The 16,607-nt window shown below is 44.7% G+C and carries 17 protein-coding genes; 3 read left to right on the top strand and 14 right to left on the bottom strand.

The window, feature by feature from the left end; all coding sequences use genetic code 11:
* The 14 genes from Q0389_RS09710 to Q0389_RS09645 all read right to left on the bottom strand — a co-directional run.
* A partial coding sequence (locus Q0389_RS09710; protein ID WP_298693800.1) for a DMT family transporter occupies positions 1-752 on the bottom strand: 752 nt, incomplete at its 3' end.
* 62 nt (positions 753-814) lie between these two features.
* Positions 815-1,537, bottom strand: a complete 723-nt coding sequence (locus Q0389_RS09705) for an ATP-binding protein (RefSeq protein ID WP_298693799.1) — start codon at positions 1,535-1,537, stop codon at positions 815-817.
* 98 nt (positions 1,538-1,635) lie between these two features.
* Positions 1,636-2,163 (bottom strand): YaeQ family protein, encoded by a 528-nt coding sequence (locus Q0389_RS09700; protein ID WP_298693798.1) that lies wholly within the window; start codon positions 2,161-2,163, stop codon positions 1,636-1,638.
* Positions 2,164-2,205: 42 nt separating this feature from the next.
* Positions 2,206-2,703: a hypothetical protein gene (locus Q0389_RS09695; RefSeq protein ID WP_298693796.1), complete on the bottom strand. Its 498-nt coding sequence runs from the start codon at positions 2,701-2,703 to the stop codon at positions 2,206-2,208.
* A 122-nt stretch (positions 2,704-2,825) separates the two neighbouring features.
* Positions 2,826-3,353, bottom strand: a complete 528-nt coding sequence (locus Q0389_RS09690) for a hypothetical protein (protein ID WP_298693794.1) — start codon at positions 3,351-3,353, stop codon at positions 2,826-2,828.
* Positions 3,354-3,364: 11 nt separating this feature from the next.
* Positions 3,365-3,949 carry a hypothetical protein gene (locus Q0389_RS09685; protein WP_298693793.1) on the bottom strand — a complete coding sequence of 195 codons (585 nt, stop codon included), beginning with the start codon at positions 3,947-3,949 and terminating at the stop codon, positions 3,365-3,367.
* Positions 3,950-4,230: 281 nt separating this feature from the next.
* Complete coding sequence (gene acs / locus Q0389_RS09680; protein WP_298693791.1) at positions 4,231-6,189, bottom strand: acetate--CoA ligase; 1,959 nt, start codon at positions 6,187-6,189, stop codon at positions 4,231-4,233.
* A 12-nt stretch (positions 6,190-6,201) separates the two neighbouring features.
* On the bottom strand, positions 6,202-6,816 hold the full coding sequence (locus Q0389_RS09675; protein ID WP_298693789.1) for a 3'-5' exonuclease: 615 nt from the start codon (positions 6,814-6,816) through the stop codon (positions 6,202-6,204).
* Complete coding sequence (locus tag Q0389_RS09670) at positions 6,816-8,636, bottom strand: putative nucleotidyltransferase substrate binding domain-containing protein (protein ID WP_298693788.1); 1,821 nt, start codon at positions 8,634-8,636, stop codon at positions 6,816-6,818. The genes Q0389_RS09675 and Q0389_RS09670 overlap by 1 nt, the downstream gene beginning before the upstream one ends.
* Before the next feature lie 73 nt (positions 8,637-8,709).
* Positions 8,710-10,368 (bottom strand): cation acetate symporter, encoded by a 1,659-nt coding sequence (locus Q0389_RS09665; protein WP_298693786.1) that lies wholly within the window; start codon positions 10,366-10,368, stop codon positions 8,710-8,712.
* Positions 10,368-10,682 (bottom strand): DUF485 domain-containing protein, encoded by a 315-nt coding sequence (locus Q0389_RS09660; RefSeq protein ID WP_298693784.1) that lies wholly within the window; start codon positions 10,680-10,682, stop codon positions 10,368-10,370. Before Q0389_RS09660 ends, Q0389_RS09665 begins: the two co-directional genes overlap by 1 nt.
* A gap of 12 nt (positions 10,683-10,694) precedes the next feature.
* Complete coding sequence (locus Q0389_RS09655; RefSeq protein ID WP_298693782.1) at positions 10,695-12,053, bottom strand: OprD family outer membrane porin; 1,359 nt, start codon at positions 12,051-12,053, stop codon at positions 10,695-10,697.
* Between the two features lie 139 nt (positions 12,054-12,192).
* Positions 12,193-12,855: a response regulator transcription factor gene (locus Q0389_RS09650; protein ID WP_298693781.1), complete on the bottom strand. Its 663-nt coding sequence runs from the start codon at positions 12,853-12,855 to the stop codon at positions 12,193-12,195.
* Positions 12,836-14,074 (bottom strand): ATP-binding protein, encoded by a 1,239-nt coding sequence (locus Q0389_RS09645; protein ID WP_298693780.1) that lies wholly within the window; start codon positions 14,072-14,074, stop codon positions 12,836-12,838. The genes Q0389_RS09650 and Q0389_RS09645 overlap by 20 nt, the downstream gene beginning before the upstream one ends.
* A gap of 105 nt (positions 14,075-14,179) precedes the next feature.
* Between Q0389_RS09645 and Q0389_RS09640 the strand changes: the two genes are divergently transcribed.
* The 3 genes from Q0389_RS09640 to Q0389_RS09630 all read left to right on the top strand — a co-directional run.
* Positions 14,180-14,686, top strand: coding sequence for a peptidylprolyl isomerase (locus tag Q0389_RS09640; protein ID WP_298693779.1), 507 nt, complete (start codon positions 14,180-14,182; stop codon positions 14,684-14,686).
* A gap of 3 nt (positions 14,687-14,689) precedes the next feature.
* Positions 14,690-15,769 (top strand): epoxyqueuosine reductase QueH, encoded by a 1,080-nt coding sequence (locus Q0389_RS09635; RefSeq protein ID WP_298693778.1) that lies wholly within the window; start codon positions 14,690-14,692, stop codon positions 15,767-15,769.
* A gap of 74 nt (positions 15,770-15,843) precedes the next feature.
* On the top strand, positions 15,844-16,607 hold a 764-nt coding region (locus Q0389_RS09630), incomplete at its 3' end, for a cation:proton antiporter (protein ID WP_298693776.1).

The following is a 16,607-nucleotide window of genomic DNA, read 5'->3' as shown; positions in this document are numbered from 1 at the left end:
AACGCAGAGACGGGAACCAAAAACATATAGGAGCTGGCACGTCCCGATCCCATTGCTCCGGATGCGATAAAATAGATCGTCGACGCAACCGTTTGCCCCAGCACCGCCAAATAGACCATAGCCGCCCAGAAACGTTCATCCTGCTGAAACGCTTTTTCGATTCCGTACGGATAAGCGATCACAAACATGATGAGCGTCGCCGTCAGTCCCAACAAAAAAGTATAATGGACCGGATCGATATGTACGTGCGATTTTTGCGCCGCAAGCGTCAATACCGCCCAAACCAAAGCGCACAGGACAAAAATCACATTCCCGCCGTGAAAGAAAACCTCACTTTCCCATACCTGCAGCATCACTGCTCCGCCGATCACACCGATACCCAGACCGATCCAATGGCGAAGCGTCGGCCGGTATCCTAAAAAGAAGATCGCAATGCCCACCGTGATTACCGGGCTTAGCGTCGTAATGATGACCCCTCCGGCACCTGCCGTACCTATTTTAACACCCCAAAACGACAACCCCATAAAAACGGCATTGAGCATAGCGCTCACTCCGACCCACGATAAAGCCGACGGGGAGAGGGAAATCCGCTTTTTATGCCACCATAATACGGGGACAAAAGCGATGCTCATCAAAGCAAAGCGCCAAAACGTAGCCACTTCCCACGGAACGCTTTCGGTCAATATTTTCAGTGCAGGCCATCCGCCGCCCCACAGCATCATCGCCGCTATCATGAGTAGACTTAAACGCATTGTCAATCTTTACTAAAAAATTTGGGAGGAGAGATAAACCGTAAAGCTGCCCAAAAAGCAGCTTATACGTCGATGAAAACGATATCGCTTTGAATGTTGTTGAAAAGAAGCGAACGGTTGTCCACACGGTGCTGATATAAAAACGTATAAGGTTTCATATTACGCAATACGGTCGTATTGTAATAATAGGCGTTGGAACAACGCCCGATATATAAAAATGAAAAGATCAGTTTGATACGCGGATTCTCGAAAATTTCATGCGGCTGCGTCAAAAACGTCAAACCGAATTTTTTGAGATTGACCAAATCGAAGATGTAAAAAATAAAGTCTTCGAACTTGGTGTAAAACCCTTCCAGACTGGCAATCTCTTGCATAAAATAGTAATAGTTGTTCATTAATTCACGTTTTTGAATCGTTTGGGACAATTTACTTTTGATCTCTCGTTTACTTGCGAAATAACTCGGATTGACGGCCATATAGATGTTTTTACGCTCGGCGATCGCTTGATCGAACGTACTGTTAAACTCATCGCTCTCGTCAAAACGCATGTAGTGAAAATCGCTTCCGTGTTTGAAACGCTCTTCGATCTGTTCGATATCCGGATCGGAAAAATCCAGATACAGAGTCGGCAATCCGCTGGCAATGACGAACTCGCGGATTTTATTGGCCAGATGGGTTTTCCCCGAACCCGGTTCGGCGATGATAAGGGTATTCTCGGTCAACACACGCTCGTGCAGTTCGAGGGTAGCGATAGAGCTTTTAAATTTTCCGATTTTTTGTTTCATGGGTGTATCCGTCGCATGAGATAATATAAAAGACAAGTATAGCCAAACGTAGCAGGTTTAACGGTAAACAAGGAAATAGTGTAAAGAATCGTTACACACTATTGCCATACTTCTTGCAATATTGTAACATCTCCGCGATCACTATGAAGCGTTAGCTCTCCGTCGCTGATATTGCATTGCAGCCGCATCGAACGTTCACATAACGCCTCTATCCCGTCTGCATGCAGATGAATGACTCGGAGATTTTTAAACCTCGCAAATGTAGAACCGTACTGTTTCCACCACGCAGTCGCACTTTTGATGTTATACGTATAGACGATCACCTGTTCCGCTCTACCGCACGCCTTGCGCAGCCGCTTCTCGTCCATCTGCCCCAGATCGATCCACAGCGTCACATCGCCGCTGTAATCTTTCTCCCACAGTTCGGGCTCATCCTCTCCGCCGATCCCTTTGGTAATAATCAGACGATCACTCGCGTTTAGGGCGAATGCGGCGAGACGGATCATGAGGCGCTGATCGGTCTCAGAGGGGTGTTGGGCTATCGTAATCTCGTGGGTCTCGTAGTAGTTGCGATCCATATCGGCGATACTGAGCTGTGCTTTGTAGATCGTTGAACCTGCGGCCATAAAAACTCCCTTATATGTGTGAGATTATGGCATAGGGGGGCTTTAATCTCTTGGAAGACAATGAATGAGTTGCATTTTACATCTACCAAGAAATAAAGCCAATTTACTCATATTCTGCATTTCATGCGTAAACGACTTCTCAGTTAAAATTTCATTATCAATTTGCATTGTTTTCTTATTAATTTTTGGATTACTCCTCACAATTGCCAAGACTTCGTCGCCACCCTTCAACTCTAAATATGCTGAATGCAAAATGTTGTTACGCGATTTTCTTAAATTATGAAATAGTTCTTTATGCTCTTTAAGTGAACTACGAAAATCATTTTCTAAATCTAAAGGAAGTTGACACTTTGACAAAGCTTCTAAAAATAATTTCTCAAACTCTTGAAAAAGTTCAAATGAACTTTCTTCACGTAATTCCATTTGTGGAAACTTTTGATGATTAGGATTAATTATTATCCATCCAATTTCTCGTAATTGATTTTCAATCCACTGATAGGAAACTACAAATTCACCTATTCGTTGATAAATCTTATCCAAATAAATAATTCCTCTTTTTATTGTCTTTATTCTGCTTTAATTAAAAAATACAATGGTTTATAATGCCAGTTCCTAAATAACCAATAAGTTGATCTACTATTCTCTTCCGATTTTCTATATAGTTAATTCATTTTTTCAATAGCATCAGACCAAAACATTTCCATTGATGTTTTACCAACTATTTCAATAATTTCATTTTTAGATAAAGAAACAGATTTATTTACAGAATATGGAAAATCTAATCTTTTTTTTTCTAAATCAAAATAAAAAATATTATCTTCTTTTTCTGACTTTGGATCAATTTGAAACCACAAACATTCGGGTTTATTCAATTCAAATATATTTGTAGTGATCGGCAAACCACAGAATACAGGAATATCAAATTGCGCTGCTTGTTCTGAAAATTCATAAAGTGAAGAATTAATTTTTCCTTCAATTATCTTATCATTTGAGCTATATATTTTAGGTCTACGTGCAAAGAAAGCTACTACAAGCACCTGATCGCTTGCATGTAATGATAAAGATGTTTGATTACCTTCTCTAGTTTTCCAAAAGTATATAGGAGCAACTTTTCCAAGTGAATTTAAAATTTCCAAGAAGGCAGGAACGAGAGCATACTCAGCGGTTTTTTCTGAATAAAAGCTAGACATTTTTTACTATACTAAACTAGAGCTTTACCGATATTACTGATTATAGTCCCTATTGGTATTTTTGATACATTTCTAGAAACAAATTTTTTAGCTTGTATCATTTTAAAATCAGTTTCTAATTGTTCCGATACGAACTCAGGTGTGTTTGTTTTTAAAATTTTTTTAATTTTTGAAAATATTTCTTTGAAATGTTCTGATGTATGTTGTTGTGACCAGTCATTGGAAAAACTATAGACGACGTGTTCTTTTGAATCTGTTTTTTCATAGAACACGATACAAGGCATATTCGTATAATCAATCCCTAATTCATCAGCAATCTTTACATGAGTATTTTTATCATATGGTTTAAAGTTCAAATGCCGAGAGTTATTCGATACATGCAAATCATTCCAAAAACGATTAGCGTCATTAGTTTTGTTATCTATCACAGTTATTAAACAATGGTCGCCTGACATCATATCAAGTGCATCCCAATTTGTTTTAACATAAGCTGCAAATGGAGTATCCATGTCACTATAAAGTAACCATGCAACTATCCCATTAAAACTGTTAATATAATTTTCATCATAATATTCTTTACTAACAATTGGATTCATTTAATAATTTCCTTTTTATCAATACGTCGCACCCCAAACTTCAAAAGCATCTTCGGAAGAACGTCATCGAGGATTTTATACATTTGAAGATAGGAAAGATTCTTGGAAAGTTGACTAGTGGATATGAGTTTAGTTTCTGTCATCAATGTCTCATTATCCTGTTTTATTTTGTATAGATAGAATAGCTGAAAAATATTGAAAAGACAAATAAGAGATTATGAATTTGAGGGAAAATTTATACAATTCCCGCCGAAGCGGGAAAGGAGGAGAAAAAGAGGTAATTACCCTTTAACTTTCTTTTCGATCGTCGCAACGATAGACGGATCTTCGAGAGTCGAAATATCCTGAGTAATCGCTTCGCCTTTGGCGACAGAGCGAAGAATACGGCGCATGATTTTACCTGAACGTGTCTTCGGTAAGCCCGGTACGAAAACGATGTCATCGCAGATCGCGATATTACCGATCTCTTTCATGATCACTTTGTTGATCTCTTTGACCATCTCCATCTCTTCACCGACTGTGTCATCGCTTTTGAGAACGATATACGCGAAGATACCTTCACCTTTGATGTCGTGCGGTTTACCGACAACGGCTACCTCGGCAACGTTCGGATGCTTTTTACATGCGGCTTCAACTTCGGCGGTTCCCATACGGTGACCCGAAACGTTGATAACGTCGTCCGTACGTCCTGTGATGGTGATGTAGCCCTCTTCATCATAAATAGCACCGTCTCCGGTGAAATAAACCGGAACACCGTCTTTTTTGACATCGCCGAAATACGATTTCACGAAACGCTCAGGATCGCCCCAGATTCCGCGGATCATTGACGGCCAAGGACGGGTGACGCACATATAACCGCCCTCACCTGCCGGTACTTTGACACCGGTTTGCGGATCAAGAATCTCCGCCATGATACCCGGAAGCGGGAATGTTGCGCAAGCCGGTTTGATCGGAGTTGCCCCCGGCAACGGAGAAACGATATGTCCACCCGTCTCGGTTTGCCAGTAAGTATCGACGATCGCACATTTGCTAGAGCCGACTGCTTCATAGTACCATTTCCACGCCGGAGGGTCGATCGGCTCACCGACGGTTCCGAGAACTTTCAGGCTGCTGAGATCGTATTTAGAGGGCTCATCTTCACCCGTTTTGTGCAATACGCGGATTGCTGTCGGAGCGGTGTAGAATTGGTTGATTTTGTATTCTTCGACCATTTTCCACGGACGTCCCGCATCAGGGTACGTAGGTACCCCTTCAAACATCACAGTAGTCGCACCCATCGCAAGCGGTCCGTATACGATGTAGGTATGTCCGGTAATCCAGCCTACGTCAGCCGTACACCAGTAGGTATCGTTTTCTTTTACGTCAAATACCCATTCCATCGTCATTTGAGCCCAAAGGATGTATCCAGCAGAGTTGTGTTGAACCCCTTTCGGTTTTCCGGTTGAACCTGAAGTGTAAAGGAGGAATAACGGATCTTCCGCATCCATAACTTCCGCTTCACAAATGCTCGATTGCGATTTGATCAACTCGTTATACGAGTAGTCACGTCCCGCAACCCATGTGATGTCTTCGTTGTTGCGCTCAACCACAAGCACTTTTTCAACCGGAGAATTTTCGGTGATCGCTTGGTCAACCACCGGTTTGAGCATATACGGTTTGTCTTTACGGAACGCACCGTCAGCAGTAATGACGACTTTTGCTTCAGCATCTTCGATACGGTCTTTCAACGCTTCTGCAGAGAATCCGCCGAATACGATCGAGTGGATTGCACCGATACGTGCACATGCAAGCATTGCGTACGCCGCTTCCGGGATCATCGGCATATAGATAACGACGCGATCGCCTTTTTTGACATGGAACTCGTTTTTCAAAAGATTCGCGAATTTATTAACGTTGTAATAAAGCTCAAGATAGGTAATGATTTGTTTGTCGCCGCGGTCACCTTCGAAAATGATTGCCGCTTTATTTTTGCGCGAATTTAAATGTCGGTCGATACATTGGTAAGCAACATTGAGTTTCCCGTTCACAAACCATTTGTAAAAAGGTACGTTGCTCTCATCAAGAACCTGCGTGTACGGTTGAAACCAATCAATTTTTTCATTGGCGAAATGCCCCCAGAACCCTTCATAATCCTCATGTGCCCATGTTTGCAAATCATGGTATTCGCACATATTTTTGATGCGGGCTTGCTTTGCAAACTCACGGTTCGGCTGAAATGTCGGTTTTACGGTATCGCTCATAGGTAAGACTCCTTAGTGTAGTTTAATGGTATGTTTTAATTTAATATAGACCATTGCGGTCATAATCGCGTCATTTAGCGCGTTGTGCTGTCCCATTCTCGGGATATTTAAATCACGTAGGATTGTATCAAAGCGTAAATCAATATTTGCTTGTGGAATCAGTGCAATTTTCTTATCGAAATAGATTCCTGACACCTCAATCTGCTGATTCGGGAGATTTATTCCCAGCCACGGTTTGATACTCCGATTGATCATCGCCATGTCAAATTCCAGATAATAGCCCACCAGAGGGCGGTTTCCGATGAAATTCAAAAATCTCCGTATCCCCTCAAGAGGTTCGACGGCGTCTTCCAAATCACACGGACGTATATGATGAATTTTAATACTTTCCGCACTGATTTCGCGGGAAGGTTTTAAAAAAATTTCAAAACTTTCCGAAGTCAGTATCCGGTCGCCTTTAACTTTGACCGCTCCGATACTGAGAACTTCGTCTTTTTTCGTATCCAATCCGGTCGTTTCGGTATCGAATACGACCACTTCATCACCGTAATAAGGTTCAAACAGCCATGCATAAGCATCATCTTTCAACGATCTGCGGTTCCATGCGTGTTTAAAACTTGCCAGCATCACACCACCATTCCCAGATGAAAATGGTACGTCAAAAATTTCTTGAACGTATTAACGATTTTGAATGCATCCTTGAGCAAGTCTTTATCGGCTTTATTCAAGAGTTTCGGATTGATGTAATTTTCCTCTTCTCCCTGTTTTTGAGAGAGCATCGAACGCAAACGGATGCTGAGAAGCGTATCGTACGCTTCGATCAGTTCACTGGCGAATCGTTTATCGAAAATGCCGCTGTTGTTCAGCTCTTTGATCCGTTCCGTCGTGTTGGTCACGCCGATTTTATGTTCCAATGCCAAAACCCGTATACCGTGGACAATCGCAAAGATTCCCCCTTTTTTGATATCGAGTTCACTCTCATGTCCGCTCCGTCCGAGGACAAAGCCCGAAAACATACTCAGCGGCGTTTCAAACGCCAGCGTCGCTTTGGCTAAATGGGCCATCACGTCGTTTCGTCCCTCGAAACTTTCCAAAAGATAACTTTGGCACTCTTCGAGCAGCGTTACGTCCCCCGCAACACAATGGGCATCCAAAAAGATGGAGAGTCCCATAAGCGTCTCTTCGTTCAACGTCGCGATCCATTCGGAAATCAGCTTTTTGTATCCGGTAACACTCCGGCGCCAGTACGGGTTGGAAACCATCACGTTACCGCTGCATTTCGGGAAGCCCAAACGGAGCAGATTTTCATTCAGCTGCATCATATACGGTTCAAAAACGCTTTCGTCTTCCCCGTCGCGGATAATCAGCGCATTGTCCTGATCGGTACGGAGCACCTGCTCTCCGCGCCCTTCCGAGCCCATCACGATCAAAGCGCATTTCTCCTGCAATGCTTTGGGGAGAACCATCTCATATACTTTCCGATACACCTTCGCATTCAGCTCGCTGACGAGTTTGGAGACGTAACGGACGCGCACCCCTTTAGAGGTAAGCGAACGAACTACCTGTAAAATCGAGCGTTGGATGCTGTGCAGCTCATCAATCGATGTCGCCCGTTCTATCGATGCGGCGATGAGATGGGTATGGTTGGCAAAATGGCTCAGGAGGTCGAGTTGTTCCAAGATGCCGACGATTTTATCCCCCTCTACGACGACCAGACGTTTTACACTGTATTTGGTAAAGAGTAGCAATGCATTAAATAAAAAATCGCTTCGCTCGATCGTAATCAAACCGTAAGTCGCAATTTCACCGATAGCATCATCGCTGCTTTTTCCGGCCAAAAGCACTTTCTCCCGCAGATTGGTATCGGTCACGATACCGTTTATCTCGCCTTCTCGAACCAGAATCACTTTTGCGTTTTGTTCTGCCATAGTACGCAAAGCCGATAGAATCGACTGTGAGGCATCGACGAAACAGGGAGCGTGCAGATAGAGTTCGTCGACCCGTGCGACCATAAAAGGGGTAAGCTCGTTTTGATGCTGACGCTCTTTTAGATTTTGGTGCTTAGTGATGAAATCCTGCATAAAATAATTTTGGAAAGATTCGACGTCTTGGAGGAGGTTTAAAAATGCTTCTTTAGGGAGTTCGTAGCAGATGAGATCTTCGGCAACACTGAAGGTACTTTGGGTATTTCCGTATATCAGGGCGTTGGCGTCAAAGCTGTCGCGTTCACCGTATACGTTTTGGAGTTCCCCGTCGATACTTTCGTTCACAATCCCTTTGATGATAATGTAGAGAGACTCCGCCCGTACCCTCGGAGCGATCAGAATCGTATCCGTCGGATAGTAGGTGATATCCATCTGGGTCATCAGTTTTTCGATCATCCTTTCACTCAAAAGGTCAAACGGATGAATCGACATCAAAAGTGCTTTTTGGTCAAAAAGACTCAAGTCTACTCCTGTTTAAACGCCAAAGGGGCTTGCGCCCCTTTTAGTGTTTTTGTGGCTGCTGTTTGACAACAGATTAATGTTCAACGGCACCTTCGGCACCGATACCGGTTTGGCTTCGGATATATTGTGCTTCGAACGCCTCTTTCTCTTTTTTCGCATCTTCGCTGTTATCGGTGATCGAGAAGAACCAGATACCGACGAATGCCGCTGTTACCGAGAACAGAGCCGGATATTTATTCGGGAAAATCGCTTCCGCGTTTCCTAATACGTCAACCCATACGGTCGGCCCGAGGATCACCAAGACCGCAGCCGTAGCAAGACCGAGCGAACCGCCCAACAATGCACCGCGTGTTGTCAATTTTGACCAGAACATAGAGAGGAACAAAATCGGGAAGTTGGCACTTGCCGCAATCGCGAACGCCAATCCGACCATGAACGCGATGTTTTGGTCTTCAAAAATAATTCCCAAAAAGATCGCTACGATTCCCAAAACGATTGTGGCGACTTTAGAAACTTTCATCTCCATCAACCCGTCTGTTTTTCCTTTTTTGATAACGCTGGCATACAAGTCATGCGAAATCGCCGAAGCCCCCGCCAAGGTAAGACCCGAAACAACCGCAAGGATTGTTGCGAACGCTACCGCAGAGATAAATCCGAGGAAGAAATCGCCCCCTACCGCATGAGAAAGGTGGATCGCCGCCATGTTGTTTCCGCCGAGAATCGGAGCACCGCCCTCAACCGCTTGTTTCGCAACGTCAAGATATTGCGGGTTTTGGAAAACCATAACGATCGCACCGAAACCGATGATGAACGTCAAGATATAGAAATATCCGATGAATCCTGTCGCATAGAAAACCGATTTACGTGCCTCTTTCGCATCGCTGACGGTGAAAAAGCGCATAAGGATATGCGGAAGCCCGGCTGTACCGAACATCAACGCGATACCCAAAGAGATCGCCGAAATCGGATCGCTTACCAAACCGCCCGGAGCCATAATCGACTGGTCTTTCATGCTGACCGCCGTTGCAAACAACGATTCGAAATTAAAATCGTAATGAGCCATAACCGCAATCGCCATGAACGTCGCACCCGAGAGGAGCAAGAACGCTTTGATGATTTGAACCCATGTCGTCGCGAGCATTCCCCCGAACGTTACGTAAAGGATCATCAACACACCGACGAGAATAACCGCTACTTCATACTCCAAACCAAACAGAAGCTGGATCAATTTACCCGCACCGACCATTTGAGCGATCAGATACAAAATAACCGTTACAATCGAACCGAACGCCGCCAAAGTACGGATCGGCGTTTGGCGCAAACGATACGAAGCGACATCGGCAAACGTATATTTACCGAGGTTACGAAGCTGTTCCGCCACCATGAACAAAATGATCGGCCAACCGACCAAGAACCCGATCGAATAGATCAACCCGTCATACCCTTTTGAGTATACAAGGGCCGAAATCCCCAAAAACGATGCCGCAGACATATAATCTCCGGCAATCGCCATACCGTTTTGGAACCCGGTGATTCCGCCGCCGGCAGTATAGAAATCTTTTGCCGTTTTCGTCCGTTTAGCCGCCCAGTAGGTGATCCCTAGAGTCGCTCCGACGAAAATGATAAACATCGTAATCGCCGACATATTCAACGGTTGTTTTTCAACCGCTCCGCTCAATGCTTCGCCTGCATACGCAGCCGCCGAGAGCAATACCAAAAGTAACGTTTTCATTATTCTCCCTTCGCTTTCTCTTTGATACGTGCGCTAAGCTCGTCAAATTCTCCGTTTGCACGGCGTACATATATCCCTGTAAGGATAAAAGCACTGATGATGACGGCAATTCCGATAGGAATCCCGATGGTTGTCACAGAGCCGCTGGAGAGCGGAGTTCCCAAAATCAACGGATCGAATGCAATCGTCAAAACGAATCCGAAATAAATCGCCAACATAATAATCGTAAGCGTCCATGCAAACTTGCTGCGCTCACGGGTCAAAAGAATAAAATCCGGATCGTTTTTGATACGATCAACCATCTCTTGTTTCATAGTGAAACTCCTTTAAAAGTTATAATTGGCGATGAAACGGTATTCATTCCAATCCGTGTGGGTTGTTGCCGTTTCTTTAAAGTCACGCGGAAAATTTCCGCGGAAACGCAGTTGCAATTTCTTAATCGTTTCAGGAACAAAAATGATGTCGAATCCCGATTCCGTCGCTGTCCACGCATGTCCGTCGGAATATCCGTTCAGCTCGTCCATATCGAAAGAGGCATAATAAACACCCGTATTCAAATTAATCCCCATATCTTTCCAGTTATAGCTTCCGGCAACTTTCCATGCATCGGTTCCCGCCATGAACTGGTGACGTGTAACCATCCCCTGCGTATATGCAGGCATCCCGCCCCACGGAGAAATCGTTCCGCCGTTAACCGCGGCCGAAGAGTCTTTGCTGTTTTGTGAAACGGCAGCGTAGATGTCGAAATTCGCTACTTTCACCCCGACTTTTGCGGCGATAAAATCGCTCTCGACTTTATCGATGACATTGTTCGAACCGACATCGCGTTCATTGATCCATTGCGCGCCGACATACGGAGCGATACCGCTTGCATAAGCCCATCCGTAGTTTGCCTCCGCATAAACGGCATTGAGGATATCATGCGCATAATAATCCCATAGTTGAAGTTTCAATCCGGGAATTCCGGTATAAACCGCAGCAGCGACACTCACGCCTCCGGTGCTGTCACCGATCGCGTATTTGCCCATATCTTCGAATTGGCCTACATATGCGGTTCCATCCGTGACACCGCTGTAACCCGATGTTAACGCAAGCGCTTGACCCGACGCTATAGCTGCCGCCGATCCGCTGCTTGGGATATTGTAGGCATTCGCAAACGTCCCGGCTGCGAATTTCGTTACATGCGCCGCGATCAATGTCGTATCTTTGACGTCCGTATTCGTCAATACATACGCTTCAAAGAGGTTCGGAAGCATACGGGCATCATCGCTTCCCGCCATCGGAGTATCCAATTTTTGGCGTCCGGCTTTAAATGTCGTGTTAGCGTATTTATATTGGAGATACGCTTCTCCGAGATAAATATCGTTTTCATTGTGTGAACCGAGGAGAGTCGGGTCTACTTGTTTCCAGTCTGTACGGTCTTCTAAGTGAAACCCGATTGTGGCATACGCCGCCGCACCCAAACTTAACCCGTTCCATGCTCCGGTTTCGTATTTGATGTATCCGCCGAGGGTATTGGCGCTTCGTGTATAGGTCGGTGAACCGTCATAATCACGGCTGATCGAAAATTCGCGGAACTGCCCGCTTACTTTCCCCTCGCTGAACATTCCGACAAGATCATCGGCCGCCGTAGCGTTGAGTACCAAAACCGACGCTAAAAGCGATAGAGATACTGTACCTCTCATCCTCACTCCTTGAACTAAATTTTTTATCAGTGTCATTATGAGAACGAAACGTAGCATTAACGTAGCAATTACCGAATTAGAAAAAATTATCTACGTACTTAAAAGAGTTTAGAGGGATTATGAGTAAAAAAGTAACATATTAATTGCGAGGAATATCGATCATGTAACCTATCGCACGAATGTTTTGGATGAAATCCTCTTTGAGACTTTTTTTCAATCGGCTCACTTCAGCCCGTATAGTCGCGTTATCCACGTACTCATCATCCCATATATAGGCGCGAAACTGGTCGAAATCGACAACTCTTCCCCGATTTTTGGCCAACAGGTCGATAATTTGGAGTTGGCGCTTCGTCAACGGTTGTGTTACGTTATCACACACTAAAGTCGATGTCGAAACATCGTATCCGTAACTTTTAGATAAACGGATGTGATTTTGAGGGGTGGCACTGTTCTGGATCACTTTATCGATACGCAGTGCGAGCTCTTTGAGATGAAACGGTTTTTTCAGATAATCGTAGCATCCCAGATCGTATGCACGGCTAATCCCTTCGATATCGACCAAAGCGCTGATGTAGATGGTCGGAGGGCGTATTTTCATCGTATGCAGTTCTTCGAGCAAATCCAGACCGTCGATTCCGGGGACGTTGATATCCAATACCAGCAGATCGAACGTCTCTTTTTTCAATCCGGCAAGCGCATCGTACCCGTCATAAAAAACTACGACCTGATGCCCCAACGCCAGCAGATATTCATGTATCGCTTCGCTCAGCATCTGTTCGTCTTCAAGAAGAAGTATTTTCACCGCCGTCCTTTCTAAAAACATATTCGAACCGTGTCGCATCGCGGTTTGAAAAGATCTTGATCTCCACGTTGTCTTCGTCGCAAATCGCCTTGACCAGACTGAGTCCCAATCCGAAACCGTCCTTTTTTTTCCGCTCGCGGTAATACGCCTCGAAAATCTTTTGCTCATCATGAATCTTTTGAGACTTGCTCTCGACCCAGAATCGGCTCTCTTGCGTATCCGATTCGACACCGACGCGTATTGTTTCGCCGTTTTTCGTGTATTTTATCGCATTCGTCAAGTTGTTGTCGATAACCCGCTGAAGTTTCGTTTCATTAAACTGTATCCATGCAGGATATTCCGGACGGGTATAGTGAAATGTCAGATTGGAAAACTGCGCAACCTCATCGAAGAACTCCAGCCGTTTTTCGACGTATTCTCCCAAGTCGATCGCTTTTTTCGGATAATCGATCTGATCTTTTTTGACCAGATAGCTCAAATCGTCATAAATACTGAAGATATTTTTCACCGCGGCTTCGATTTTTGCCAGATAACGGTTACGTCCCTCGTTCATCGTAAAGAGTTCGATATTGGCCATAATGACAGAGAGCGGCGTATGGGTCTCGTGGATCGCATACCGGATAAACTGCTTGTGCGACTCCAACAATCCTTGCGAAAATTTTTGCTCCTCTTCGAGAGCGTCGTTTTTTTGCTGCAACGCTTTTGTTTTCAGCTGTACCCTCTCTTCCAAGGAACTGTTTAACCGCTGCAGCGTCTCTTTTTGTTCCTGAAGCGTCATTGCCATTTCATTGGCATATTCCGCCATTTTTTTGGACTCGGTAAAATAAAGTTCGTCCGGATTGATCTGCTTGATATCCGAATGGGCCGACTCGAAAAATTTAAAAAACGTCTCCAGCTCTTTGGCGATCATCGCATTGGCAATTTTTGAGACTCCGACGATGAAACCGAACAATATCAACGCCAGCGTCGATATTTCCAAGACGATTTTGATCAATCGTCCCCGAAATGCTTTATTTAATGTATGCGGATGCAAAGATGTCACATTCTCTTCGGCACCTGAGGGCATATCGATATGGACGGTTTTGGTAAATCCCCGATATTCGTCATAGATTAACAGTGAGGAGAAGACCACCGTAAATACCAAGATAAAAACGATCGGATAAAAATGCAGATCACGCAGACTGATACGGGACAATCGCTGCTGTAGCCATGACTCCAAATAGCATCCTTAGGGGAATTAAATTCCTCAATTATAACCCATTACATTCGGATAGTTAAGATTTATCCACTATAATTGCAAAAAACTCCCGCAAGGATCACTACTATGTTCGGACGCAAAGAACTTAAAACTTACGATGTCACTCCCGAAGAGTTGGCAAATTATCAATGGGCAAAAATGACCACTGCAAAAGGAGTTATGTGGATCAAGCTCTACAATGACGAAACTCCGAATACAGTTGCGAACTTTGCCGCTTTGGTGAATGACGGTTACTACAACGGGCTTAACTTTCACCGTGTAATCCCTGGATTCATGGCTCAGGGCGGATGCCCGCACGGTACAGGTACAGGCGGACCGGGTTGGGCGATTCCGTGTGAAACGTCGCTTAACAAACACCGTCACGTCAAAGGAACTCTTTCTATGGCACACGCAGGGCCAAACACCGGAGGAAGCCAATTCTTCATCTGTTTCGTAAGCTGCCCGCATCTTGACGGCGTACACACCGTATTCGGCGGTATCGAAGCGGACGATGCGGAATCTATGGCGGTTCTAGACAGCATTCAAATGCGCGACACCATCGAATCTGTAGAGATTTTAGCTTCTCGCGACTAATTCATGCTAGTCCATATCTGCTGCAGCGTCGATTCCCATTTCTTTATGGAGAAACTGCAGCAGGAGTACCCTGACGAAAAGCTCGTCGGGTTCTTCTATGATCCCAATATCCACCCTTACAGCGAATACCGCCTCCGACTTCTCGATGTGGAACGCAGCTGCAAAAAACTGGGCATTGAGCTGATAGTAGGCCCTTATGATTATGAAAACTGGATGGATGCCGTCCGGGGACTCGAAAAAGAGCCGGAAAAAGGCTCACGCTGTGAAGTATGCTTTGACAAACGTTTCGAGGTAAGCGCCCACAAAGCGCTCGAACTCGGCGAAACCTCCATGACCACAACCCTCCTCGTCAGCCCCCTAAAATCGCAAGAACAGCTCAAAAAATCGGGCGATGCATTCCATTCAACACATGGTGTCGAATTTATCGCATTCGATTACCGCAAAAATGGCGGAACCAACGATCAAGGTCGCGTTAGCAAAGAACAGCAGCTCTACCGTCAAGACTACTGCGGCTGTATCTACGGGCTCACCATGCAGCGCGATCAGCAGCACCGCCTGATGGATGAGATGTTCTCCCCTATTTCTCGCCAAATCCTCCCTGCTTCGATCGAAGAGCGTTTGGAACTCTATAAAAAACGGATGAAGCTAGAAGATCAAGGCACCCCTTATCGCATCATCAAAGAACGGTTTTTAAACTACCGCCTCCTCCGTTCTTCTCTCAAAGTCGGTTCAGAAATCATCCCCTCCTATCCCCTCTTCTATTCGATCATCAACCGTACCCAGGCACAGGGAAATATCGATTTTGAGATTGACGGACAATTTTTTCTGAATCGCGAAGAGGTTCGATTGATTACTATTGAAACGTTTAATGCCCTAACCTCATCCGCATATCAAAATACAAAAGAGTTGATGTTTAACACACCGTTGATCGAAACCGAAATTGCACTTCGTTCTCGCCTTACAAGAAACCCGTTTAATACCTCGGCGATTATCGTCGTGGATGAGATACCAAATGCTAAAATCAATCTCATTTTAGAGACAAAAACGTATGAGGATACGAGAGAGCGGCTCATTCTTTTGTAAATTCTCTACGCAAGCCTACTTTTTAACCATAAATTAGCCACCTGAAACGGCAATTGTTCACTATAATTTCCATCATGGAACAATTACTCTTATCAATTTTTTTAACCGTTGCCATCGCCACGGTACTCAATATCATTCTAAAACGCCTCGGCATCTCCCACATTTTAGGCTATATCGGTACAGGAACCATCATCAGCTATCTTTTCGGCTTCAATGGTATGGGCAATGACTCTTTAGAGCTGATCGGAGAATTCGGAATCGTCTTTTTGATGTTTACCATCGGGCTGGAACTCAGTCTCGAAAAAATCAAGAAAATGAAAGATATTCTCCTCACTAACGGCTTGTTGCAGGTCGTATTCAGCGTAGTCGTCATATTTTTACTCTCTTATTACCTTTTCAGACTCAATTTCAACACGTCGCTGATTATTTCGCTCGCGTTTTCGCTCTCTTCCACCGCCATCGTCCTGACGTACCTTAAAGAGTCCAAAGACATTCATACCCCTTACGGGCAAAAATCGATGGGGATTTTGATCTTTCAGGATTTAGCGGTCATTCCGATTCTACTTCTCATTACCTTCCTCTCCAATGACGGAGCATCCATCGGTGAAATCTTTCTGAAAACCGTGATCTCCGCTGTTTTCGTCGTGGTATTTATGTTTACGATCGGGGACAAAATCGTTAATGCGCTGCTTCAGTTTTCAGCCAAAACCGAACTCGAAGAACTCTTTTTGGGTTCGGTGTTTTCGATCCTGATCGGAGCTTCCTTACTGGCGCATACGATGGGATTTACCTATTCGCTGGGGGCATTTATCGCCGGTATGCTGATCGCCGATACCCG

It is taken from the genome of uncultured Sulfuricurvum sp., from assembly GCF_937936435.1.
Lineage (GTDB): Bacteria > Campylobacterota > Campylobacteria > Campylobacterales > Sulfurimonadaceae > Sulfuricurvum.
Note: the sequence above shows the minus strand (reverse complement) of the source record. Positions and strands in the feature narration are given on the sequence as shown.